Annotated in this window: 22 protein-coding genes; 11 read left to right on the top strand and 11 right to left on the bottom strand. The window is 60.5% G+C overall.

The genetic code is table 11. From position 1 onward, the window contains the following. Positions 1 to 91 precede the first annotated feature (91 nt). Together BLT65_RS21915 and BLT65_RS21905 are read left to right on the top strand one after the other, a co-directional pair. Complete coding sequence (locus tag BLT65_RS21915) at positions 92 to 1,879, top strand: hybrid sensor histidine kinase/response regulator (protein WP_091780862.1); 1,788 nt, start codon at positions 92 to 94, stop codon at positions 1,877 to 1,879. A gap of 393 nt (positions 1,880 to 2,272) precedes the next feature. Then, complete coding sequence (locus tag BLT65_RS21905; RefSeq protein WP_091780855.1) at positions 2,273 to 3,259, top strand: zinc-dependent alcohol dehydrogenase family protein; 987 nt, start codon at positions 2,273 to 2,275, stop codon at positions 3,257 to 3,259. Between the two features lie 15 nt (positions 3,260 to 3,274). Here the strand turns inward: BLT65_RS21905 and BLT65_RS21900 are convergent, their stop codons facing one another. From BLT65_RS21900 to BLT65_RS21885, 4 genes are all read right to left on the bottom strand, one after another. Then, complete coding sequence (locus tag BLT65_RS21900) at positions 3,275 to 4,144, bottom strand: LysR family transcriptional regulator (protein ID WP_054933261.1); 870 nt, start codon at positions 4,142 to 4,144, stop codon at positions 3,275 to 3,277. A 334-nt stretch (positions 4,145 to 4,478) separates the two neighbouring features. Next, positions 4,479 to 5,006: a hypothetical protein gene (locus BLT65_RS21895; protein WP_091780852.1), complete on the bottom strand. Its 528-nt coding sequence runs from the start codon at positions 5,004 to 5,006 to the stop codon at positions 4,479 to 4,481. A gap of 212 nt (positions 5,007 to 5,218) precedes the next feature. Then, positions 5,219 to 5,695 carry a nuclear transport factor 2 family protein gene (locus BLT65_RS21890; protein WP_042304409.1) on the bottom strand — a complete coding sequence of 159 codons (477 nt, stop codon included), beginning with the start codon at positions 5,693 to 5,695 and terminating at the stop codon, positions 5,219 to 5,221. A gap of 22 nt (positions 5,696 to 5,717) precedes the next feature. Beyond that, complete coding sequence (locus BLT65_RS21885; protein ID WP_091780849.1) at positions 5,718 to 6,350, bottom strand: TetR/AcrR family transcriptional regulator; 633 nt, start codon at positions 6,348 to 6,350, stop codon at positions 5,718 to 5,720. Between the two features lie 118 nt (positions 6,351 to 6,468). On the opposite strand from BLT65_RS21885, the gene BLT65_RS21880 reads away from it, so the two are divergent. After that, positions 6,469 to 7,107 carry a YceI family protein gene (locus BLT65_RS21880; protein WP_091780846.1) on the top strand — a complete coding sequence of 213 codons (639 nt, stop codon included), beginning with the start codon at positions 6,469 to 6,471 and terminating at the stop codon, positions 7,105 to 7,107. Positions 7,108 to 7,137: 30 nt separating this feature from the next. Here BLT65_RS21880 and tdh read toward each other — a convergent pair whose 3' ends face one another. Both tdh and BLT65_RS21870 read right to left on the bottom strand, forming a co-directional pair. After that, positions 7,138 to 8,166, bottom strand: coding sequence for an L-threonine 3-dehydrogenase (gene tdh / locus BLT65_RS21875; protein WP_091780843.1), 1,029 nt, complete (start codon positions 8,164 to 8,166; stop codon positions 7,138 to 7,140). Between the two features lie 18 nt (positions 8,167 to 8,184). Then, a complete protein-coding gene (locus BLT65_RS21870) occupies positions 8,185 to 9,384 on the bottom strand; it encodes a glycine C-acetyltransferase (RefSeq protein ID WP_091780840.1) in 1,200 nt (399 codons plus the stop codon). Between the two features lie 143 nt (positions 9,385 to 9,527). Here BLT65_RS21870 and BLT65_RS21865 point away from each other — a divergent pair, with 143 nt between their 5' ends. From BLT65_RS21865 to BLT65_RS21855, 3 genes are all read left to right on the top strand, one after another. Continuing rightward, positions 9,528 to 10,142, top strand: coding sequence for a helix-turn-helix domain-containing protein (locus BLT65_RS21865; protein ID WP_042304405.1), 615 nt, complete (start codon positions 9,528 to 9,530; stop codon positions 10,140 to 10,142). Positions 10,143 to 10,228: 86 nt separating this feature from the next. Beyond that, on the top strand, positions 10,229 to 10,627 hold the full coding sequence (locus BLT65_RS21860; RefSeq protein ID WP_091780837.1) for a DUF2471 family protein: 399 nt from the start codon (positions 10,229 to 10,231) through the stop codon (positions 10,625 to 10,627). 152 nt (positions 10,628 to 10,779) lie between these two features. Continuing rightward, positions 10,780 to 11,838, top strand: a complete 1,059-nt coding sequence (locus tag BLT65_RS21855; RefSeq protein ID WP_091780833.1) for a tyrosine-type recombinase/integrase — start codon at positions 10,780 to 10,782, stop codon at positions 11,836 to 11,838. An 81-nt stretch (positions 11,839 to 11,919) separates the two neighbouring features. Here BLT65_RS21855 and BLT65_RS21850 read toward each other — a convergent pair whose 3' ends face one another. After that, a complete protein-coding gene (locus BLT65_RS21850; RefSeq protein ID WP_091780830.1) occupies positions 11,920 to 13,125 on the bottom strand; it encodes a DNA-binding protein in 1,206 nt (401 codons plus the stop codon). 1,950 nt (positions 13,126 to 15,075) lie between these two features. Between BLT65_RS21850 and BLT65_RS21845 the strand changes: the two genes are divergently transcribed. Then, a complete protein-coding gene (locus BLT65_RS21845) occupies positions 15,076 to 16,428 on the top strand; it encodes a replication initiation protein (RefSeq protein ID WP_042304401.1) in 1,353 nt (450 codons plus the stop codon). A gap of 66 nt (positions 16,429 to 16,494) precedes the next feature. On the opposite strand, the gene BLT65_RS21840 is transcribed toward BLT65_RS21845, so the two are convergent. Further along, entirely contained in the window at positions 16,495 to 17,559 is a 1,065-nt protein-coding gene (locus BLT65_RS21840) for a ParB/RepB/Spo0J family partition protein (protein WP_091780828.1), read from the bottom strand. Between the two features lie 24 nt (positions 17,560 to 17,583). Then, positions 17,584 to 18,246 (bottom strand): ParA family partition ATPase, encoded by a 663-nt coding sequence (parA, locus tag BLT65_RS21835; protein ID WP_042304399.1) that lies wholly within the window; start codon positions 18,244 to 18,246, stop codon positions 17,584 to 17,586. 696 nt (positions 18,247 to 18,942) lie between these two features. On the opposite strand from parA, the gene arsC reads away from it, so the two are divergent. Beyond that, complete coding sequence (gene arsC / locus BLT65_RS21830) at positions 18,943 to 19,314, top strand: arsenate reductase (glutaredoxin) (protein WP_091780825.1); 372 nt, start codon at positions 18,943 to 18,945, stop codon at positions 19,312 to 19,314. Between the two features lie 54 nt (positions 19,315 to 19,368). On the opposite strand, the gene BLT65_RS21825 is transcribed toward arsC, so the two are convergent. Further along, complete coding sequence (locus BLT65_RS21825; protein WP_042304397.1) at positions 19,369 to 20,334, bottom strand: sulfonate ABC transporter substrate-binding protein; 966 nt, start codon at positions 20,332 to 20,334, stop codon at positions 19,369 to 19,371. 257 nt (positions 20,335 to 20,591) lie between these two features. On the opposite strand from BLT65_RS21825, the gene BLT65_RS21820 reads away from it, so the two are divergent. Both BLT65_RS21820 and BLT65_RS48450 read left to right on the top strand, forming a co-directional pair. Then, entirely contained in the window at positions 20,592 to 20,882 is a 291-nt protein-coding gene (locus BLT65_RS21820) for a DUF1272 domain-containing protein (RefSeq protein WP_091780822.1), read from the top strand. 256 nt (positions 20,883 to 21,138) lie between these two features. Then, complete coding sequence (locus tag BLT65_RS48450) at positions 21,139 to 21,270, top strand: hypothetical protein (RefSeq protein WP_007732872.1); 132 nt, start codon at positions 21,139 to 21,141, stop codon at positions 21,268 to 21,270. Positions 21,271 to 21,342: 72 nt separating this feature from the next. Here the strand turns inward: BLT65_RS48450 and BLT65_RS21815 are convergent, their stop codons facing one another. Further along, positions 21,343 to 21,549, bottom strand: coding sequence for a hypothetical protein (locus BLT65_RS21815; protein WP_035998753.1), 207 nt, complete (start codon positions 21,547 to 21,549; stop codon positions 21,343 to 21,345). A 361-nt stretch (positions 21,550 to 21,910) separates the two neighbouring features. Here BLT65_RS21815 and BLT65_RS21810 point away from each other — a divergent pair, with 361 nt between their 5' ends. Then, entirely contained in the window at positions 21,911 to 22,462 is a 552-nt protein-coding gene (locus BLT65_RS21810) for an NADPH-dependent FMN reductase (RefSeq protein ID WP_091780819.1), read from the top strand. Positions 22,463 to 22,529: the final 67 nt, after the last annotated feature.

Genomic DNA, 22,529 nt, shown 5'->3' with positions numbered 1-22,529 from the left:
CCCGGACGCAACGCCTATACTGCATCGATAAACTCCGGTTCGCCGGGTGCCGGCGCGACGGCACGCTGCGAACCATTCTCCATCGATCAATATGAGTGACGGTATCGAAAGCGCCCGCCGGGCGGGCGTACTGCGCACGGACGATCTGAAGGACCGGCCGGCGCGCGCACCCGATCATGCCGCCGAAGTCCGCACGCTCGTCACCGTCGCAAGCGCGCAAACGGGACGCCGCGACACCTTGCTGCAAGCCATCGCCGATGCGGCGCTCGGCGCGTGCCGCGCAGGCAGCGCGGGCATCAGCCTGCTTGAAACGACGAGCGAAGGCGCGGCCGTGTTCCGCTGGCGCGCGGTCGCCGGCGCGTGCGCGGCGTTCGAAGGCAAAACCACGGCGTGGGCCGAATGTCCGTGCGGGATGACGCTCGAACTCGGCGCGCCGCAGCTGTTCGTCGAGCCGCACACCTTCTTCAAGAGCCTTCGCGATGCGGGCGCGGTCATCACGGAAGGCATCATCACGCCGATTCCGATTCGTTGCCCCGCGTCGAAGCCGCTCGGCGCGATCTGGGTCGCGTCACACGATACACATCGTTTCGATCGCGAGGACCTGCGCCTGCTCGGCAATCTTGCCGTTCTCGCGGGCGCGGCGCTCACGCTGCTCGACGCGCAACAGGCCGCCGAAGCGGAAACCGAGGCCGCGCAACAGGCGCGGCGCGCGCTCGAAGACGCGGCGCATCGGCGCGACGAATTCATCGCGATGCTCGGCCATGAACTGCGCAATCCGATGGCGCCCATCGACAGTTCCATCGCCGCGCTCAAGGTGCTCTGCGCAGGCCAGGAGCAGGCCAACGATGTCCTCGCCATCGCGCAGCGGCAGATGCGCCAGTTGCGCACGCTCGTCGACGATCTGCTCGATGCCGCGCGCCTGCGACACGGCAAGCTCGCGATCAAGTACAGCCGCACGTCGCTGAACGAAATCGTGTACGACGCGATCACGGCGCTCAAGCATCACATCGACGCACGCAAGCATCGCCTCGTAATCGAAGGGCTCGACCAGCCCGTTTATGTGCGCGCCGATCATGTACGCCTGAGCCAGGTGGTCGGCAACCTGCTGTCGAATGCGGCCAAATACACGCCTGCGGGCGGCACGCTGCAACTGCGCGTGCAAACGGACACGGACAGCGCCGCCGATGAGGCAGCGCACAGCGGCATGGTGTCGATCGTCATCGAGGACAACGGCGTCGGCATGAGTCCCGACGCGCTCGAGCATGTGTTCGAACTGTTCGCGCAGTCGCCATCGAGCGCGCGCCGCTCGGAAGGCGGACTCGGCATCGGGCTCGCGGTCGCGAAGCGGCTCATCGAACTGCACGACGGCACCATTACGCTCGACAGCCAGGGCGTCGGGCTCGGCACGCGCGTCGTTCTGCGGCTGCCGATACTCGACCGTGAGACGCGCATCGCGCCCGATGCGACGGCGGCGGCGGCCGCGGCGAGCGCCGAGCCGAGCCGCATCCTGCTCGTCGACGACAACGCCGACGCGCTCGACGCGTTGCATCTGCTGCTCGAACTCGAAGGTCACGATGTGATCGTCGCGCGCAGCGGCCGCGATGCGTTGAAGGTCGCGGCGCAGGCGTTGCCCGAGGTGGGCATCATCGATATCGGCATGCCGGAGATGGATGGCTTCGAAGTGGCGCGCGCGATCCGCTCGAACAAGGCGCTGGCGCACATGTTCCTGATCGCGCTGACCGGCTACTCCTCCGAATCCGATAAGTCACGCGCGCTCGCGGCAGGCTTCGACTATCACCTGACGAAGCCTGTTTCGATGGAACGGCTCGCCGACGTGCTGTCGCATCGCGACGGCCGGAACATCAGCGGTCTTGTCTGACGTTAATCCCGCTTGCGCTAAAGGTGAGCCGGGACGTGCGCACCGACGTCACTTTGCAGAGGTCCCGCAAACTCTCACCATTGATCGCTCCGCACTCGTCACGGCATCTTTGACGATGCCCGCAAAGCCTTATCCATCAAGGGCTTGCGCTTTGTGGCGGTGCGCGTTCAGAGGGCTTTCCGCTCACTCCCGTAAGTTCTCACCTTTACGCCACACGGCGCGCTTGCCGCTGTCTTCTGTTCGTAGACCCAGGTAACGAACTGCGCTTCCACCTGCTTGTCCACGGCCATGCATTTCTGTTTGGTCGTCGTGCTAAATCGTTGATTTACCAGGGTTCTGCATTCGTCGATCATGTCTTCCGTCAACTGCGTTCATCTTCTGCCGGAGCACACCATGTCCATGCAAGCCCTCGTTCTCAGCCAGTACAAAGGTCCCCTCGTACCGACCATGATGCCCATTCCCGAACCGGCACGCGGCGAGGTGCTCGTGCGGATCAGCGCAAGCGGCCTCAATCCACTCGACACGAAGATTCGCGCGGGCAGCGCCGCGCATGCGCGTCATCCGCTGCCGCTCGTGCTCGGCATCGATCTCGCGGGCGTGGTCGTCGCGCTCGGTGCGGACGTGACGCGCTTCAAGATCGGCGACGAGGTCTACGGGATGACGGGCGGCGTCGGCGGCATTCAGGGTTCGCTTGCGCAATACGCGGCCGTCGACGCGCAACTGCTCGCACACAAGCCGTCCAATCTGTCGATGCGCGAAGCCGCCGCGGTGCCGCTCGCGTTCATCACGTCGTATGCGGGTATCGTCGACCGCGCGCACTTGCAGGCGGGTCAAACCGTGCTCGTGCAAGGCGGTGCGGGCGGTGTCGGGCATGTATCGGTGCAGTTGGCGCGCGCGCTCGGCGCACGGGTCTTCGCGACGGCGAGCGCGCGCGATCAGGATCTCGTCGCGCGATTCGGCGCGACGCCGATCGACTACGCGGCGCGTACCGTCGAACAGTATGTTGGTGAACTGACCGCGGGCGAAGGTTTCGATCTCGTCGTCGATACGGTTGGTGGCGCAACGCTCGATGCATCGTTCGCGGCCGTCAAGCATTTTGGGCATGTCGTGAGCGCGCTCGGCTGGGGCACGCATGCGCTCGCGCCGCTGTCATTCCGCGAGGCCACGTATTCCGGTGTGTTCACGCTGCATCCGTTGCTCACCGGTCAGCATCGCGCGCATCACGGCGAGATGCTCGCCGAGGCGACACGCCTTGCCGAACAGGGCAAGCTTGCGCCGTATCTCGATCCGCGCCACTTCGATCTCGCATCGGCGGAACGCGCGTATGACGCGATCACGGAGCGGACTGCACGCGGCAAGATCGTGGTTGAAATCGAATGAGAGTGGTGGGTCGGCTCACACGTTCGCGAGCCGCTCGATCACGACATCGAGCAACGCGCGCAGACGTGCGAGACGTTTGAGGTCGCGATGGTAGCCAAGCCAAACGTCGCGGCCCGGCGGCGCTTCGCCCAGATCGATGCGCCGCAGGCCCGGCGTGTTGTCGCCAAGCGGACATGGCAGCACCGCGAAACCGCCGCCCTCGGCGCACATGCGCGCCTGCACGCCGCGATTGTTGCTTGCGTACGCGATGTGCGCGTTCGGCAGCATCTGCCGGATCCACGCGACGTCGGGCAACTCGCCGAACGCGGTATCCATGGTGATGAGCGACTGGCCTGCGCCATCACCGCGCGCGGGCGCGACGAGATCGATGCGCCCATAGAGCGCGTAGTCCATGTGCATCAGCTTGCGCTGAATGACGTCGGGTTCGTCGAACGGCGTGATGCGGAACACCAGATCGGCTTCGCGGCGCGCGAGGTTGTAGCGGCGCGAATCGGTGATCAGTTCGATCGACATCTGCGGATGGCGCGCAAGAAAACCAGCGAACACCGGCGTCAGCACATGAATGCCGTACCAGTCCGACGACGAGACACGCAGCGCGCCCGTTAGTTGCTGCTCGTTGCCCGCAAGCGAACGCATGAACGCGTGCGCTTCTTCTTCCATGCGCTCGGCGTACGTGAGTACGGCATGACCTTCGTCGGTCAGTACGAAGCCTTCCGCCGTGCGCTGAAACAGCGTATGACCGACGGCTTCCTCGAGCGCGCGCAGACGCCGGCCCATGGTCGGCTGCGTCTGTCCTAGCTGGCGCGCGGCCGCGCCCAGCGTGCCGCAGCGCGCGACGGCAAGGAAGATCCGCACGTCGCTCCAGTCCAGTTTCGAATCGTTCATAGACGCCTTCAGCCGCATGCGATAGGTCGCGTTGCCTGCGATTATGAACGGCGTCGGCGGGCTTGCGGTGATCGTCGTGCTCGCTGGATTTGCACAGTTGCCTCGTGAAGGTGAGAGGTTTCAGGAGCGCGTCGGACGCGTATCTGACATCCCGCAAAACCTCACCTTTGATGAGCGCAGGCTCGTTGCGAGGCCACCTGTTTGAATGCCGCGCGTGCTTTTCCAGCCTTTATAGCGGGGTTTTGGCGCTTCAGGTGATGCAACGACTGCATCTCCGGTTCACCGCACGCGTGACTCCCGAAAACCCTCACCCATCACGACGAGTGAACCGATCTCAGAACTTCACCTTCACCTGAAACCCGATTGTGAACGGCAGGTTATCCGAAGGAATAGGCGGAATCAGAATGAAGTTCGCACCGACGCGCTTGTACTCGACCATCACGATAGGCGCGGCGACTGGCCCGATCGTGTGATCGTGGCCGAGTCCCCAGTTGCCGTAGTTGTAGCCGGAGATAATGCCGCCCATCACGGCAAGGCGGATGAAGCCCCAGTGTACGAACTCGGGCGCCCACACACCGCCGCCGTACCACGATGGACGACGCAACGAATTGCGGAAGCCGCCCGCCGTCAGCGCCCATTGCCCGTTGAGCCAGCACTCGACGCCAAGACCAGGATTGAACTGCTCGAAGTCGGTGCCCGGGTCCGGATCGATATGATATGAGCCGAGCATCGCATCGACCCACACGCCGCCGCTGCACCAGTCGGCTGCCTGCGCACCCGACGCTCCCATCAAACCAATGCCTGCTACCGCTGCCGCCACGCATGCTCGACGAATCTTGTTCTTGATCTTTCCAAACGGCATGTGCTCTCCGCAACCGGTCGCGCGCCGGCGTCTGAATGTCGCGATTAGTGTCGAATTCCTCTCCAGTCGCGCACTCTACCCCACAAATCTTGCAGTGAGATGGAGTGTGCGCTCGGAACGACAATACGCGCGCAGATGTCGACGATAGCGGACAAACGGTTACGGTCCGGTGAACGCGCCGCGCGCGCGTTCACCGTCAATTTGACTGCGGATTACAGGCCCAGCTCCGACAGCCCCGGATGATCGTCCGGACGGCGGCCCAGCGGCCAGCGATAGAGCCGATCTTCTTCGCGGATCGGCTTGTCGTTGATGCTCGCGTGGCGATACGCCATCAGTCCGTTCTCGTCGAACTCCCAGTTCTCGTTGCCGTACGAACGGAACCAGTTGCCCGAATCGTCGTGCCACTCGTAGGCGAAGCGCACCGCGATGCGATTGTCAGTGAAGGCCCACAGTTCCTTGATCAGCCGGTAGTCGAGTTCCCTCGCCCATTTGCGCTGCAAGAACGCGACGATTTCCGGACGCCCCGTGGGGAAATCCGCACGATTGCGCCATTTGCTATCCGGCGTGTAAGCCAGCGACACGCGCTCGGGCTCGCGCGTATTCCATGCATCTTCAGCGGCGCGCACTTTCTGGATGGCCGTCTCGCGCGTGAACGGCGGGACGGGAGGGCGTCTTTCGATATCAGCCATGATGGTTCCTCGTTGAACTGCGTCAGGTGGACGCTCGCCCGTTGGACGAGCGGGTGCTTGCACTATTGGAATCGAGCAGATGCCCGGCTGCGGCGCGCGCGTCGAGCGCGGCATCGGCGTCGCCGCTCACGAGCGCGACACTGATCGCGCCGTCGATCAGGATCAGCCACTGCCGCGACAGCCGCGCCGCGCGCCGGCTATCGCCGCCCGTCGAGGCGACGTATTCGTCGCATTGCGCGCGCACGAACTCGAGCAGGCGCTCCTTGTGTTCGCGCGCAACGACGCGAATCGGATCGTCAGGCGAAGCGATCTCGCCCGCGGCGTTGAGAAACGCGCAGCCATGAAAATCTTCCGATACGAACCATTCGCGCAATACGTCGAACATGGCGAGCATGCGCGCGCGCGGATGCTTGCCACGGCGTAAGGTTCCTTCGATAAACCATTTCATCCAGCGTTCGTCGCGCCGCTCGAGCGCGGCCGCCACCAACGCATCTTTCGATTCGAAATGCGTGTAGAAACTTTTGCGCGCCGTGCCCGATTGCCGGACGATCGCATCGACGCCCGTTGCGTGAATGCCGCCCGCGTAAATCAGTGCTTCCGCGGCGTCGAGCAGCCGCTCGCGCGCGCTGCCAGTCGTGTCGTCGAGAGTAGCCATGCGCGAAGGGTAGAACGATCATTCTCCTTCGTCAAGTATTCACTCGCTTCGCATTTGCGGTCACTTCGGCGCTTCAGGCATTATCGTGTTGGAGAATCGTTTTAAAAGGATGAGTGTCATGAGCATCATTTTTCGCCGCGCCGTGGCCGCGATTGCGATTACGGCGGCGTTAGGCGCATGTACGCCGTTGCAGGTCGTCACGCATACCGTCACGCAAACGGAAGCGCGCGTGCCCGTCGGCCAGTACAAGCTCGATCCGCATCACACGAGCGTCACGTTCAACGTCGATCACTTCAAGTACACGCGCTTCACGATGCGCTTCGATCGCGTGGCGGGGGAGATCGACTGGAAGGAAGGCGGGCTCGACAAGAGCCAGGTCGCGGTGACGATCGACGCGGCGAGCATCGACACGAATGTCCCGCAGCTGGACAAGATGGTGAAGGGGACGGATATGCTGGACGCGGAGCGCAATCCGCAGATCCGCTTTGTCAGCACGCGCTTCGAGCGCACGGGCGATGCGCGCGGCAAGCTGACGGGCGATCTGACGATACGCGGCGTGACGCAGCCCGTGACGCTCGATGTGACGTTCAATGGCTACGGCGTCGATCCGCTGACGAAAGCCGATACGCTCGGCTTTTCAGCGGACGGCCAGTTCAGCCGCTCGAAGTTCGGTCTGACGACGTGGTATCCCGCAGTGGGCGACGATATTCACGTCATCATTCAGGCAGAGGCTGAGCGGCCGCGCGCTGCGAGTTGATTCTATTTGTATGCGCGCGGCGAGACGCGGTCATACGGTCCAGTCGAGGATCACTTTGCCGCTTTCGCCCGACAGCATCGTGGCGAACGCCTGTTCGTATTCGTCGACGGCGAAGCGGTGCGTGAGAATCGGCGAAAGATCCAGTCCGCTTTGCAGCATCGCGACCATCTTGTACCAGGTCTCGAACATCTCGCGGCCATAAATGCCCTTGATTTCGAGGCCCTTGAAGATGACCTGGGTCCAGTCGATCGCCGTTTGCGCAGGCGGAATGCCGAGCAACGCGATCTTGCCGCCGTGGTTCATCGCTTCGAGCATCGACGTGAACGCGCTCGGCACGCCCGACATTTCGAGGCCCACGTCGAAGCCTTCCGTCATGTGCAGATCGCTCATCACGTCGCGCAGCGATTCGCGCGACACATTCACCGCGCGCGTCGCGCCCATCTTGCGCGCGAGTTCCAGGCGGTAATCGTTGACGTCGGTGATCACGACGTTGCGCGCGCCCACGTGTTTCGCGATCGCGACGGCCATGATGCCGATCGGTCCCGCGCCCGTGATCAGCACGTCTTCGCCAACCAGATTGAACGACAGCGCCGTGTGCGTCGCGTTGCCGAACGGATCGAAGATCGCGGCGAGATCGTCGGAGATTTCGGGCGGAATCTTGAACGCGTTGAACGCGGGAATCACGAGATATTCCGCAAACGCGCCTTCGCGATTCACGCCAACGCCAACGGTATTGCGGCACAAATGACGACGTCCCGCGCGACAGTTGCGACAGAAGCCGCACGTGATATGCCCTTCGCCCGACACGCGGTCGCCGATCGAAAAGCCGCGCACTTCCTGGCCCATTTCGACGATTTCGCCAACGTATTCATGACCGACGTGCATCGGCACGGGAATGGTTTTCTGCGCCCAGTCGTCCCACTTCCAGATATGGATGTCGGTACCGCAAATGGCCGTGCGCGTGATGCGGATCATCACGTCGTTGTGGCCCACTTCGGGTTTCTTCACGCGGGTCAACGTGAGTCCCGGTGCGCGTTCGAGTTTTGCCAGTGCTTTCATTGCTAGTGATGCCCCGTTTCAAATCACGCCAAGCGAACGGCCGACGCGCGCGAATGCATCGACGGCCCGATCGATCTGTTCCGCCGTGTGCGCAGCGCTCATCTGCGTGCGAATGCGCGCGCGGCCTTTCGGCACGACGGGATACGAAAAGCCGATCACGTACACGCCTTCCTTGAGCAGCGCGTCGGCCATGTTCGATGCCAGTTGCGCATCGCCGAGCATCACGGGAATGATGGGATGTTCGCCCGGCACGAGCGTGAAGCCGTGCGCGCTCATCGCCTGACGGAAATGCGCGCCGTTTGCGCGTACGCGTTCGCGCAACTGCTTGCCTTCGTCGCTGGCGAGCAGGTCGAGCACCTTCAGCGATGCGGCGGCAATACTCGGCGTCAGTGTGTTCGAGAACAGATAGGGACGCGAGCGCTGCCGCAACAGATCGACGACCTCCTGGCGCGCCGCGATGTAACCGCCCGATGCGCCACCCAGTGCCTTGCCCAGCGTGCCCGTGATGATGTCGACGCGTTCGAGCACGCCGCAATGCTCGGGCGTGCCGCGCCCGTGTTCGCCGATAAAGCCGACGGCGTGCGAGTCGTCGACCATCACGAGTGCGCCGTAGCGGTCCGCGAGATCGCAGATGCCCGCGAGATCGGCAATGATGCCGTCCATCGAAAACACGCCGTCCGTCGCGATCAGCTTGAAGCGCGCGCCCGCTGCATCGGCTTCGCGCAGCTTCGCTTCGAGATCGGCGAGGTCGTTGTTCTTGTAGCGGTAACGCTTCGCTTTCGACAGACGCACGCCGTCGATGATGCTCGCGTGATTGAGTTCGTCGCTGATGATGGCGTCGTTATCGTCGAGCAGCGTCTCGAACAGGCCGCCGTTTGCATCGAAGCAGCTCGAGTAGAGGATGCAGTCGTCCGTCTTCAGGAATGCGGACAGCGCGCGTTCGAGTTGTTTGTGTACGGTCTGCGTGCCGCAGATGAAACGCACCGACGCCATGCCGAAGCCGTCCTGGTCGAGCCCGTCTTTCGCGGCGGCGATCAGGCGCGCGTCGTTGGCGAGGCCGAGATAGTTGTTCGCGCAGAAGTTCAGCACGTCGGCGCCGCTCTCGAGACGAATGTCGGACGATTGCTGGCTCGCGATCACGCGCTCGGTCTTGTGGAAACCATCGGCGCGAATCTGGTCGAGCGTGCTGCGCAGATGCGCGAGAAATGGGTCACGCATGAAACGGCTCCTTGAATGGGCGGCTTTGCAGCGCACCATGCGGCGCGGCGGCCTGTTATAGTCGGCTTCAGTTTTATCGGAAATTTTCGTTTTTTCGAACTAAAGTTCGATATGTCGAACAACTCTAAACGATAGGTCAGGAAATGGCAAGTTCGGGAACGCGCAGGAGTTCGTCGTCTACGGCGGCGACGGCAGCGCAGTCGGTTGCGGCGCCGCCGCGCGTTGGTGAGCAGATTCAACGATTGCGCAGTGAACGCAAAATGACGCTCGACGATCTGTCGCGCGCGGCCGGGGTGTCGAAATCGATGCTGTCGGAAATCGAACGCGACAAGGCGAATCCGACGATCGCCGTCGCGTGGCGGCTGACAAACGCGTTGGGCGTCAGTCTCGATTCGCTGTTTGCACCGCAGAAAGCGCCGGAGCCGATTGCCGTGTCCGGCCCGCATGAAATTCCGACGCTGAGCGGCCACGACGCGCGATACCAGTTGCGCGTGTGGGGGCCGATCGATCTGGCGGGGAAATTCGAATGGTACGAACTGACGCTGCAAGCGGGTGGTGCGTTGGTGTCGAGCGCGCACGAACCGGGGACGCGCGAGCATCTGACGGTACTGCACGGCGCCATCGATATCGAAGCGGCAGGAACCACGAAGCGCCTGAAGGTGGCCGACACCGCACGCTACGTCGCCGACGAGCCGCATGCGATCCGCAACGCGGGGAAAGGCGAGGCCAAAGCCTTGCTCGTCGTCATTCACGGCTAGCCTGAATCGCAATTCTTCGGCGTACAACCGGCTTGCAGCAACTACTGTATGTTTGTACAGTATACGCAGTCCGATGGAGCCGAAGAATGAACGAACTGAGCAAGGAACAGGATCTGGCTGCGCTGCGCTTCAAGTCCGCGGCGCGTGACCTCGAACACATCGTCCGGCACGTTGCGGCGCGATACATCGTTCAGGAGGTGCCGCTCACCTGGCGGCTTCTGCATGCGATCGAAGCGGAAGCGCTCGCGGATCTCGGTTTTGCCAGCCGGCACGATCCCGTGATGCTTGGGTTGTTTCAACGGCCCGACGACTTTCAGTTCCCCGAGACCGATGATCCCGTCAACTTTGGCCGGTCGAATGCGTTGCCGGCTGTGTTTGCGTTCGCTGTCGCGGCTTACGACGCTGCGGAGAAGTCGAAGGCTTCAACGACCAGAAGTCGAGTTGCGAGCGATGAGCGCGGCGCTGGGCGAGCATGGGGCGGATGACGCGTTGATTGGACGTCACTGCAGGCGGCGGGAGTTTATGCGCGTAAAGTCTGCGCGGTCGGCCGAACCGGGACGCCGGCAGTTTCCAACACAAAGTGTTCCGCCCGTTGACCGACTACAATCGTTCCATGCAACTAACGGAAAAACAGACTATGGTCTCCACCGATCCTGTTGGCCCCACTGGTCTATCCGCAGCTGGCGCCGATCTATTCGATAGCGAACGTCAAGACTGGCTGATCGATCCGCGCGCCGCGTTCGATGCATGGCTCGCCGGACAAAACTTTCGCCATTCGTCGGCGGAAGTGTATCGGGCGCAGTGGGGGCTTTTTCTCGAATGGCTACAGGCGCGTCACAAGAATCTCGTGACGGTCGACATGCGATCGATAGCGGAATTCGTCGGCGGACTGTCGATCCGAAAGCCGCAACGCGCCCGATATCTCCGGTTGATCGAGCGCGTACTCGACCACGTGCGCGAGATCGAACTTGCATCGACCAACCCCGCCCGATTCATTGCTCAGGATGGCGAAGCCGAATGGCGTAACGCGCGCGACAACGAGCCGACAGGGTTTCTGACCGTCGCCGAGCGTTCGGCCTTAATCGCTTATCTTTCTTCGCCCGTGACAAATCTGACGTCGGCCCAACGCTGGCGCGAGCGCCGCGATCGCGCGTTGATTGCTGTTTTTCTTGGCGGCGGTATCAAGACAGGCGAAGCCCGCACGATTTCGGTTGATTGCATGACAGCGGGTTCGCCGTGGGTGGTGATCGAAGCGACCAATCCATTGTTCACGCGGAGAACACGGCTCGCACCATTTGCCGTGTCCGTTCTGGACGCCTGGCTCGACGAACGCAAGCAAGCGGAGCTGCCCGGCGAACTGGTTTTCCCCGCGTCGCCATCGGGTCGTCCAATGCATAAGGCGACGATGCTTCGCGCCGTCGACGCTCTTGTCGAAGCGGCCGGAATCAGTCGATCGCGCGAAGCACGTGCAAGTCCGCACACTTTGCGTAACTCGTTCGCTGCCGATCTGTTCGAAAGCGGGGTGGAACCGGAGGTCGTCGGACAATGGCTTGGATTCGCGCAGGCTGTTTCCGCGAACCGATTGTATCGCGCGTGGAAGATGTGGAATGACCAGGAAAAGTTTGACGCTGAAACGCGCCTCGCAGAAACACCTGCGTCTTCTGAAGATCCCGAGCAGACGCAGGACCGCGGCTAGACGGCTCCCGTAAACCTTCACCTTGGAAGCCCCGTAAACCCTCACCTCGAGCGCTTTCGGAGAAACCAGTTCGTTTTGCGATCAGGTCAACGCCGACGTTTGCGTCGTAGACATAAAGCGGGTCACCGCCGCCAACCGCGAACCACCCGTTCCCGACGAGTGCTCGCATTCGGGACAAAGGAGCTCGTAGCGGTGATCGACCTGCGAAAGCTCCGGCTCACCTTCGGCGCATTTCGGACAGCGTGTCGGCACCGCAACATGCCCATCGGCGGCCGTTCCGATCGACTCCAATTCCTGCGTGCTCAGCCTGCCGGCACTTGCCAGCTGACAGAGCAATTCCGCGACGGCGGGGTCGATGCCTTGCTGGGCGCGCAGCGCAGTCATCTGGCGCGTCAGCAGATCGAGTTCGTCCGATTGTTCGCGCCATTGCGCCTCCAGCCTGTCGCCACGCGCCTTGGCAGCCGCTAGTTGCTGGATGAAATCGAATTCCTTCCGGCTCGCATCGCGTACTCCCGTCTGATACGTCGCAGCCGTCGCACGCAGGGAGTCCAGTTCCACGAGCATCGGCTTGACGCGACGCTCGGCCTCGGCCACGGCATCCTTGATCTGTTGCGCGTAGTGTTCGGCGTTTTGCCGCATTTCGGCATGCAACCCATCGAGACGGTCACGCAGGCCCGCGTTCGTCGACTGTTCGGTATCAAGACGCTTGTGCAACGATTCGTTCTCGGCTTCCAGGCGCCGGACGGACGCCTTCAATCCTTCCTTATGAGCCGATCCACTGGTATTCACTGCGGCAAGTTGAGTCTCAAGAAGACGGACGCGTTCCCAGGCGGCGTCGGCGCGTGCCTCGCTGCGCTGTATAGCTTCTTCGGAAACTTCTTTTCGAATTTTGCCTTCGTGAGAATCGCGCTCGGCCGCAGCGCGCAATGCATGGAGCTCTTTGCGCTCTTCGTCGAGCGATGCCTTCGCGTGTAACAGCGCATCTTCGAAAAGCGCACCCAATAGTTCACCCGCTTTTTCTTCTAACGCTTTGGGAATTACGCCGGCGCCGACACGCACGCGCGAGGCGGAGCGAATGCGCTCCCAGAAACTGTCGATGTCTTTTGGGATGTCGCTCGCACTGCCCGTTTGCGTCAAGTCACGCACCGCAGCCATGGACGGGCGGATACCGAGGTCGAAGAAGAGCCGTTTGCAGGCATGAAGCGACAGTTCCTGGCGACGCGCCCCATTGGCACGCAGTGTATCGAGTTCTTTTCGGATGGCTTGGCGTTCTTCGTCCAGGTTCATGATTGTCTCTACGCTACGTGAGTTCGACGAATCATAACAATTTACGTAGTGTTTGATACGTTTTTAGGGCTTGATGCGTCTTTCTCGCCACAGACGGTGGGATCAAGCCAAATTTGGTGCGTAGGTATCAACGACGTGGGTTGATCCGTGAAACAAATCGAAGAATACCTGCTAAGTCGTTGTTAACAAATATATTTATGTGCTAGCAGGATGTTTTGGCACTGTTTCACGATGCAGTGCGGGAGCTTTCCCGATGTTGGTGTGATCGTTTTTTTGGAAGCTCGCGGGGCCCGTTGTTGAGAGTAATAAAAGTAAACACCTTTGAACCTTAGTTAAAAACGTTAACGCCAGGCGGAAGCCTTACTGGATATGGCGTAGCGCCCGATCAGGTGAAGGTTTACGGGACGGATGGTGAGCTTCGGCAGGATACCGCAGTGATGGAGTTCAGGGACACGGGTGAGCAGGCTCGGGAAAGATCGTGAGTGCCTTCGGGAGCACCGTGAAAGTGGCCGCTGATTATAGGTGAAGGTTTTCGGGAGCCATCGGTTGATTGCGGCCCGTATACGCTGGCTGCCTCGATTTCGCACTCGCCGAAGGGTGGTGAGGGGATTCAGGAGAGGGAATCGAGGGCGATTTGAGTCGATTTTAAGAGCTCGAAGAGTGCTTGGTGAGCGCTCACGGGAGAAAACAGGAGTCGAAGGTGAGACTTTTCGGGGCCGGGAAGCCGTTTTGAGGCGATTTTTGACGCGCAATGCACAAAGGTGAGGCTTTACGGGAGCGCAGAGCGCGCTTCTTTTTTAGAGCAGGAGAAGAAAAACGACGTTTGCACCAACCCAAGTATCAAAGGTGAGCGGATTCAGGATTCGCAAAATGCACGCATATCTTGCGCCAGAATCGTCACGGAAAGCCGAAAGGTGAGATGTTACGGGAGGGATTAAGCGTGCATCGGAGCAAAAAGGTGAGGAAATGCGGGACTCGCCCTGCAAAAATCGCCGCCGCAGGCAGTTCCGGTGCGGCCCGATGCGAGCCGTCGATCACCCAGCGTTTTTGCTTAGGTGAGGATTTTCGGGAGGGCTGTTCGTCCAGTTTTTAGGCATCGTTTCATGCCGCCACTAGCTAAAGGTGAGTCTTTTCAGGAGACTAACGTCTTGCCCGCGGACCAGCCGGGCAGATAGACATGAGCTAAGTGCCTAAATTGATTAGGTTTTTGTCGATTGTTGTCAAAAGGTGAGCGTATTCGGGGGCTGACGGGCTGGTGCTGAGCGATCCATTCATTACGAGCGATCGCCGTTCAAGGTGAGAACATTCGGGAGCATTTTTCCGTCGGCAATTTATCGATGGGGCGTGAAATGCCGCCAGACCTCGGCTTGCGCGCGGCCAAAGGTGAGGATATTCGGGTATCAGTGCTTGTGTCGAGGTCTGAAGACCGCTCGTCAGAGTTGCGATGCGGTGCTCGGATTTAACATTCCGCCTTCTGGGTGCCATTCATGACGGGTGGAACGCTCCGCGTTGTGGATCGGAGCACGCAGATCGGACGTCGCGTTGAACCGCGCGACGTACATGTGTGGATCCTCTGTTCCTACAGCTTCGGACGCGTCAAGGGAAAGGCACGTCTTACAAGAGTGCGCGCGCGTTTGTCCGCGCTGTGCCCCGGTGATGCTGGCAGCCCAAACCGGCGTCGCGGATTTGCGACGCTCGCAATGGTGAGAATCTTCGGGAAATCATTCGGGACCTTCTGGATCGGCCGGTTCGATGCCGTTTACGCCTGGTCCGCGACCATCAACGCAGCCGGAAGAGGCTTCTCGCCGCGAACGGTGAGGGTTTTCGGGACCCGCGCCTGGTGAGTCAGGCAGGGTAAACTGATTTCACCCAACGTAGGTGAGAGAGGTGCTATAGACGCGCATCACCACAGCCGGTATGCTTTCGCGAAATCTCTTCCTGACTCGACGCATGGCCACGACGAAGCGCGCGAAAAAAACCGATGTGGTGAGCCCAAGCTCCGCCGAATTGCGCAAAGCCGTCGAGGCGATCGCCATTCAGCCCAAGAGCGGCAAGATCACGCTGCTCACACGCAAACTGTTCAACGTTCTGCTCACGGTTGCCCAGCAAGCGGACGAATCGGGCGACACCTATCGTGCGCTGCTGTCGGACATCGTTGCAAACTCGGCTTTCGATTCGAACGACACCGCCCTCGTCAAGGAGCACTTGCGTCGTATGGTCTCCGTGCAGGTCGAATGGAGCCAGGGAACGTCGAGCCAGAAACCCGGCCGCAAATGGGGCATTTCCACCCTTATCGCCGACGCCGAAATTCTCGAAGATCCGACGACGCGTCGCGTCTGGGTCGAATTCTCGTTCGCGCCGAAGATCAAAAAGAAACTGCTCGATCCCGTGCAATACGCGCGATTGAGCTTGCAATTCCAAAGCCAGTTGCGCAGCAGCGCGGGTCTCGCGCTCTATGAAATCTGCGTGCGTTACCTGACCAATCCGAGCCATCTGACCATGCGTGAGGCGTGGGAATGGTGGCGGCCCATCCTGTCAGGCACGCCCGACACGGAAGCCGGCGATGAAGCCAAGCGCGAGTACAAGTATTTCAAGCGCGACTACCTGCGTCCCGCGATCGCGGAAGTGAATGCCGTCACCAATATCTTCGTCGAACTCATCGAGCATCGCGAAGGTCGCCGGGTCGCCGAAATCCAGTTTCGGGTGACTGAGCGCAAGCAGCCGATGCTCGCGCTCGATGAGCATCCGAATGTGTTCGACAGCACGCTCGTCGATCGGATGGTGAAGATCGGCATTCCGCTCAAAGAGGCGCAAACGCTGTACGCCGATAGCGAGGAAAACCGGATTCGTGCGGCGCTGCAAATGACCGAGCAGCGGATGCGCAGCACGACCCTGCCGCCCGTGCGCAGCGCGCCGGCGCTGTTCAAGGACGCGCTGAAGAAGGGCTATGCGCCGCCCGTCGATGCATTGCCTTCAGCGGCGGCTGGCAAAGGTTCGGCGGGCGCGCCTGCCGACGATCCGAAGGCGAGACTCCTGGACGAGTACATGGCGCATCGGCGCAAGGAAGCGCAGGCGCTGTACCAGGAACAGGGCGAAGCGGAGCGCGAGCTGGCTCGTCGTTCGTTCGAAGAGGATGAATTGCCGGGTCTCGGCGCTCACATGCGCGACGATTGGCGACGACGCGGCCTCGAGTCGAAGCTGACGGAAACCGCATTCTTTGACTGGCTCGCGCGCAAGACCTGGGGCGAGCCGACGGACGGCGATTTGCTTTCGTTCACGCTGAGCCAATCGCGGGCCGCTTGACTCCTGCTTAATTCCTGTTTGATTCTGTGAAGCGCGCCATCGTCGGCGCGCTATTCCTTGCGTAACTTAGTTCTGCTCCGACAGCATCTGCTCGATCTGTCGGAGAATTTCATCGCGCTTGTCACGCGTCAATCCCCGCAATTTCAGTTCGAGCCTGTCTTCTCCATATGACTTCAGGTCGCCGACCGATACCCCGGCTAGCTTGATGTCGAGCCGCTGCGCGTAACGCTGACGTCCTGCCGGCTTCGCGCTTTCCTGTGCTGTCGCCCTTCCCTTCACGATGTCGGCGACCTGGCGCGTACTCAGATCGTCGGAGAGGATTTTGTTGATAAGACGCAGCGTCGAATCCGTGCCCCGCGCCGAGTGATACCGGCCGACCTGATACGCCATATTCGAGCCGAAGCGATCCGGCCGCGCGACCATCTCCTGCATCACCGTCTCCGGCAGTTTCGCGATCGAGAGTGCCACGGCGATCGTCGATTCATCGAGACCAAGATGTTCAGCGAGTTCCTTCTGGCTCTGAAAGTGTTTTTCGTCCAGAAAGCGTCGCCACACGATCGCGTTATCGAACACCGTCTGTGAATCGCGCTGGACGTTGAGATCGTAGCCAAGTTTGTAGCTCTGAATGCCGATCGGGAGATCGATGACGATCGCCTTTACCGTCTCCTTGTTCGCTTCTTTCAATGCCCGGACACGTCGGCCGCCATCGCTGACGAAATAGCTTCCTGGATTGTCGTAGTCGGGAATGACGTGAATGGCTTGCTGCTGCCCCTGCTTTGCGAGGTTGACCGCGAGCTCGGCAATCGACGACTTCAGATAGAAATACCGTGGATTGAATGGACTCGGCTTGATCGCCTTCAGTGGAAGCTCAACGATCTGTCCGGTGCGATAGCTGTGCTCGGCTCGCCACGCGCGGTATTCAACCGATTCGTTCGTGGATTCGGCCGGCTCCGCTTCGCTCGGCGAAGTTGGCGCTACAACGGGGCTCTTGAATGCGGCGACGTTCGTGCTCTTCGCTGCGTTTTGCACCAGCCCGTCGATCGCGTTCAGCCGATCGAGCGCCGTGCGCTTTTCGCTGCTGGTCGTATCGGGACGTGCCTGGAAGCCTTTGGCGAATTGGGATGGTTTCATTCAAGTACCTTTATGCGCATAAATTCAGGGGAGCAGAGCGGCGATCTCGTCAGCGCAGGCGCGAACTTCGAGAGCGGCCAGCTTCGCGCCTCGATCGTTCATCTGCAAGACTGTCTGACCAAGCGCCATCGCCTGTTTATAGGCCTCGCGCGTGGGCATCTGGGTGCGCAGAAGCGGGAAGCCGAGTTCTTCCAAGGCTCGCTTTAACTCACGCGTCAGCATTCGCTTCTCTTCGGTCTTGTTGAGGAGAAAGACGGCACGAAGATCTTCGTTCATGACTTGCGCCTGCTGGACCAGCTTGACGAGACCCACGCTCGACCAGTAATCGGCTGGCGACGAGGACGTCGGCATCACGGCGACCGTTGCCGCGAGAAGGACCACGCCAGAGACCTTTTCCGTGATCGACGGCGGGCAGTCGACGACGATCAGATCGTAGTCCGCAACGAACTTCTTGATCTCGCGATGGATCTGCGAGCCCGCCTCGGAGAGATTGACGACTGGGAATGGAATGCCGGACTCACTATCCGAAGATGCGCTCGCCCAGTGAATGAGGGTGTTTTGACCATCGGCGTCGACGACGAGGACGCGCTTGCCTCTTTCATGGAAGGCCGCGCCGAGGTGCATCGCAATCGTGCTCTTACCGACTCCGCCCTTCTGCTGTGTCACTGCGATGATTTCTGCTGCCAATGTTCACCTCCTCTTTTTGGACGCCGCTGAATTTTACCTTGGCGTTTTTCTAATTCAAACATTTTTGGTTACATGCAACGGTTATAAGCCGTTTGACGTGGCTTTATGCGCATAAAGCCGAAGAGTGGAATGGCGAATGCGGATGCGTCGCAGGAGGCTGTGCGGTTTTTGCTGCCCGCAGGTCACCAGGGTTCAGTCGATAGGAAGGGGGTGTTGCGTAACAGGTGCGCGCAAGCGATCAACCATCGAGTCTTTGGCGGACCGTGGAGCGGTAGCTAACTACTGGCAGCAGCGTGACGGAAACGACTGTGGGTTTATGCGCATAAACCTGGTTGGGCACCAGCATGCCGTCGACTGGATACGACGCACCGCTACCGCCGCGCGGCAGAGGCATATCGAAGTTATGCGCATAAACTCGACCGGGTAATGAGATGCGTGGCGGTGGAAGCGCCGCCCATGCGAATCTGCACGTCCATCAGCATTAGTCCCCACGCCGCTGGCATGTTCGCGAAGGCCGCGATGGCGAAGATCAGAGTTGCTGTGACTGAACAGCACGTGCATGCGGCGCAGCGCCTCGAACCTGTCCTCAAGCACAAGCCGCAATCATCGGCCGCTAGTTGAGCGACAACCGCCACGCCAGGCAAACGCAGCAGCTAAAATCCTCAACCTCACCCGGTCACTTCCTGCATAACGCCCATGATCACCGTCTACCACAACCCACGCTGCTCGAAATCCCGCGGCGCTTGCGAACTCATTAGCGACGTCTACAACCCGTCGAACGAACCAGTGGAGGTGGTCGAGTACCTTCGTACGTCACCTTCCGTGGCGCAGTTGAAGGAGCTGAATCAAATGTTGGGGTGCCCCGTTCGCGAGATGATTCGCGACTCAGAAGCCATCTATAAAGAACTGGGTCTAGCTGACGCCTCGTTGACCGACGATCAGTTATACGAAGCGATCGCTGCGAATCCGATCCTGCTTCAACGTCCGATTGTCGTTCGCAATGGACGCGCGGTGATCGGTCGGCCGCCCGAGAATGTCAAAGCGCTGTTTCCCGATCTGGCGAAGTAACGTGACGCGCGCGACAACGGGAGGCCGTATCGCGCGCCGGCATTAGGCGGGCACTTACGCTTTCACTCCGAGAACCGCTTCCTTCGTGACGATCTTCGTCGGGATGATGCGAAGCTCGGTGAACGCATCGGCAATCCTCTGCTGCTCGGCGAGTACGCCTGCATCGATGGGCTTATAGACGTGTGCATAGTGTCGCAGGCTCGCTTCGACCACGCTGGCGTCGAGTCCCTGAATCGGTGCGAGCTGCGCAGCCGCTTCCGCGTAGTGATCGCGGACCCAGACGCCCTCTTTGCCAACCTCGGCAACAACGGCATCGATCAGCTCAGCGTTTTGCTGAGCAAACGGGCGCGCGCTGAGAAAGAACTGGTGATGGCTGACGATGCCCGCACCGTCGGTCAACAGTCTCGCGTTCGATTGGCGCTTTGCAGCTTCGAGAAAGGGATCCCAGACAGCCCAGGCATCGATTGCGCCGCGCTCGAATGCGGCGCGCGCGTCAGCGGGCGGCAAGAACACAGTTTGAATATCGGTGTATTTCACACCTGCTTTCTGAAGCGCGGCGACCAGGAACCAGTGCACGTCGGAGCCCTTGTTCAACGCCACCCGTTTTCCCTTCAGATCCGCAACGGATTGAATCGGCGCATCGCGATGGACAAGAATGCCTTCGGCTTGCGGCGTCGGGATTTCGTACGCGGTGTACACGAAGTTGGCACCAGCAGCTTGCGCGATGACAGGCGGCGCCTCTCCGACGTAGCCGAAATCGATCGAACCGACGTTCAGTCCTTCCAGCAATTGCGGGCCCGCCGGAAACTCCGTCCACTTCACCCCCACCCCCAGTGGTGCGAAGCGCTTTTCAAGCGTCCCATGTGCTTTCAGCAACACGAGCGTGCTTGCGGCCTTTTGATAACCGATGCGGATTTCTTTTGCGCGCGTCTGCGCGAATGAGGGCAAAGCAGTCGACGCGAGGAGTGCGCCGGCTCCGGCCAGGAATGCGCGGCGTGTGAAATTGGAATGTTGAGACATATACGGATTCGATGTAGCGAATACGGTCGCAACAGGGACCGATTGCGCTCAACGATAAGCCGATGACGGATCTCCGCGAACCGATAAATTCGCATAAGCAAATCACACCGAGTCTGTGCGGTAGTTCGGTTCATCCCGCGTGGCAGGAATTGACGCCGCGCTGACACATTTGCCGAATCCGGCTTCCATAGACTTCAATCATTCACCGCTCCCCCAAACGGGCGGAACGAACGCCAAATCGATTATGGAGGCAGGACATGCTCGAACTAAGACCGTCATGCGAAGGTTGTGGCAAGGCACTGCCACCTGACTCGAAAGACGCGATGATCTGCAGTTTTGAATGTACGTTTTGCGAAGTCTGCGCGCTGACCGCGCTGCGCAATGTGTGTCCGAACTGTGGTGGAAATTTCCAACATCGGCCGATTCGTCCCGTGGCAATGCTGGAGAAACATCCCGCCTCGTCTGCACGTCATGCTGTCAGCGTGGACGAGGCCGCACACGGTGCATACCTGGCGCGTTATCGCGAGATCCCTCCAGCAGAGCGTTAGGCGGCCGGAAACGTCATCGCAATCCGCAATTGATTGTTGCTAATCCTGAAAGACGCAAAACGGATCGAACTCGTCCGTCGGCGAACCTGCACGCCGTCTACATCCCTAGTCCGCCACCTGAGCCGTTCGTCGATTATTACAGTCGACGAAAAAATCTCTTGGCAATCCGGCTATTCCAGGACGCGCGCTCCGTGGATATTCTCCGCCTCAACGATCGCGAGGCGATCGCATCAACGCTGAGAATCCAGGAGTCATCATGAAACGCCTTCTTTCCGCCCTCGTTGCATCCATTGCGCTTTTGGCCGGTGCGACGGGAGTTGCCCATGCCGACAGCAACCAGAAGTGCGAAGGTCCCGCCTCGTATTGCAACGTGTTCTTCGGCAACTAACGTTCGCAATTGCAGTCGATTAAAACGAAAGGGCGCTCCGATGCGCCCTTTCTTATATGCGGCCCGCGCGGATCAGACCTTTCCACCTCCATCGAGTCCGCTGCCCGTCCGCCAGACCTGCTTTCCGCGCTCGGAAAGTTCGCCGCAACTGTGTGTTTCATCCGCTTGTGTGCCTTCGACGGCCATTTCGCCGCCCGGCTGTTCCAGTGCGCGCGGCTTGTGCTCCTTTCGCGCGGCCACCGCTTCATCGTGAGATTTGCCAGAGTGGTGCAAAGTCATGATCTATCCCTCCTGGTTGATCCTCAAACGTCCGATAGCGCGTGTACGACGCCCAGCACGTCGAAATCGCTATCCACCGGCTCAACGCAAAGCTGTAACGGCAAGTGAGGTTGCACGCCGTTTGTTGCGTATGGCGACAGCCCGACGACGCGCTTGATTGATAAGGCAAAGATTCGACCTATCCACAGGGTTATCCAGAAAATCTGTGGATAACTTTTGCGTACCCCGGTTTATCCACTGCAGGTAACAAAAACGTCACATCAAGGGCACTAACGCCGTGTTTCGGGACGGCCGATCGGCCGTTATGATTGACAGGCCGCATCCCCTTTTGCGCGTTTCGCGCCAACCGAGGAAGGAACATATGGCCTATCAAATTGCAGTGGTCGTCGGCAGCTTGCGCCGCGACTCGACCAATCGCCAGCTGGCAACGGCGTTGATTTCACTTGCGCCCTCAGACTTTTCTTTCGAGTTTCTCGACATCGGTTCTCTCCCGCTCTACAGCCAGGACTACGACCACGATTTCCCAGAAGTCGCGCGTCACTTTAAGCAGCAGATCCACGCTGCCAACGGGCTGCTGTTCGTCACGCCCGAATACAACCGCTCGATGCCCGGCGTACTGAAGAACGCGCTCGACTGGGGTTCACGCCCTTGGGGCCATAGCGTCTGGGGCGGCAAGCCGGGTGCCGTAATCGGCACATCGCCGGGGGCGACGGGCACGGCGCTCGCGCAACAGCATCTGCGCAACGTGCTGGCGTATCTCGACGTGGAGACGCTTGGTCAGCCCGAGATGTTCATCAAGCACGCGGCTGGCCAGATCGATGAGAACGGCAACATCGCGAGCGACGACACGCGCAAGTTCCTGCAGAAATTCGTCGATCGATATGTCGACTGGGTGAAGCGGCACGCGGGCTGAATCCGCACCGTCTACATACACAGCGGCGCCCGATCAAGGGCGCCGCATCATTTCCGGTCCTTTGCCA

Origin of the sequence: Paraburkholderia steynii, assembly GCF_900100565.1 — a bacterium.
Lineage (GTDB): Bacteria > Pseudomonadota > Gammaproteobacteria > Burkholderiales > Burkholderiaceae > Paraburkholderia > Paraburkholderia terrae.
Note: the sequence above shows the minus strand (reverse complement) of the source record. Positions and strands in the feature narration are given on the sequence as shown.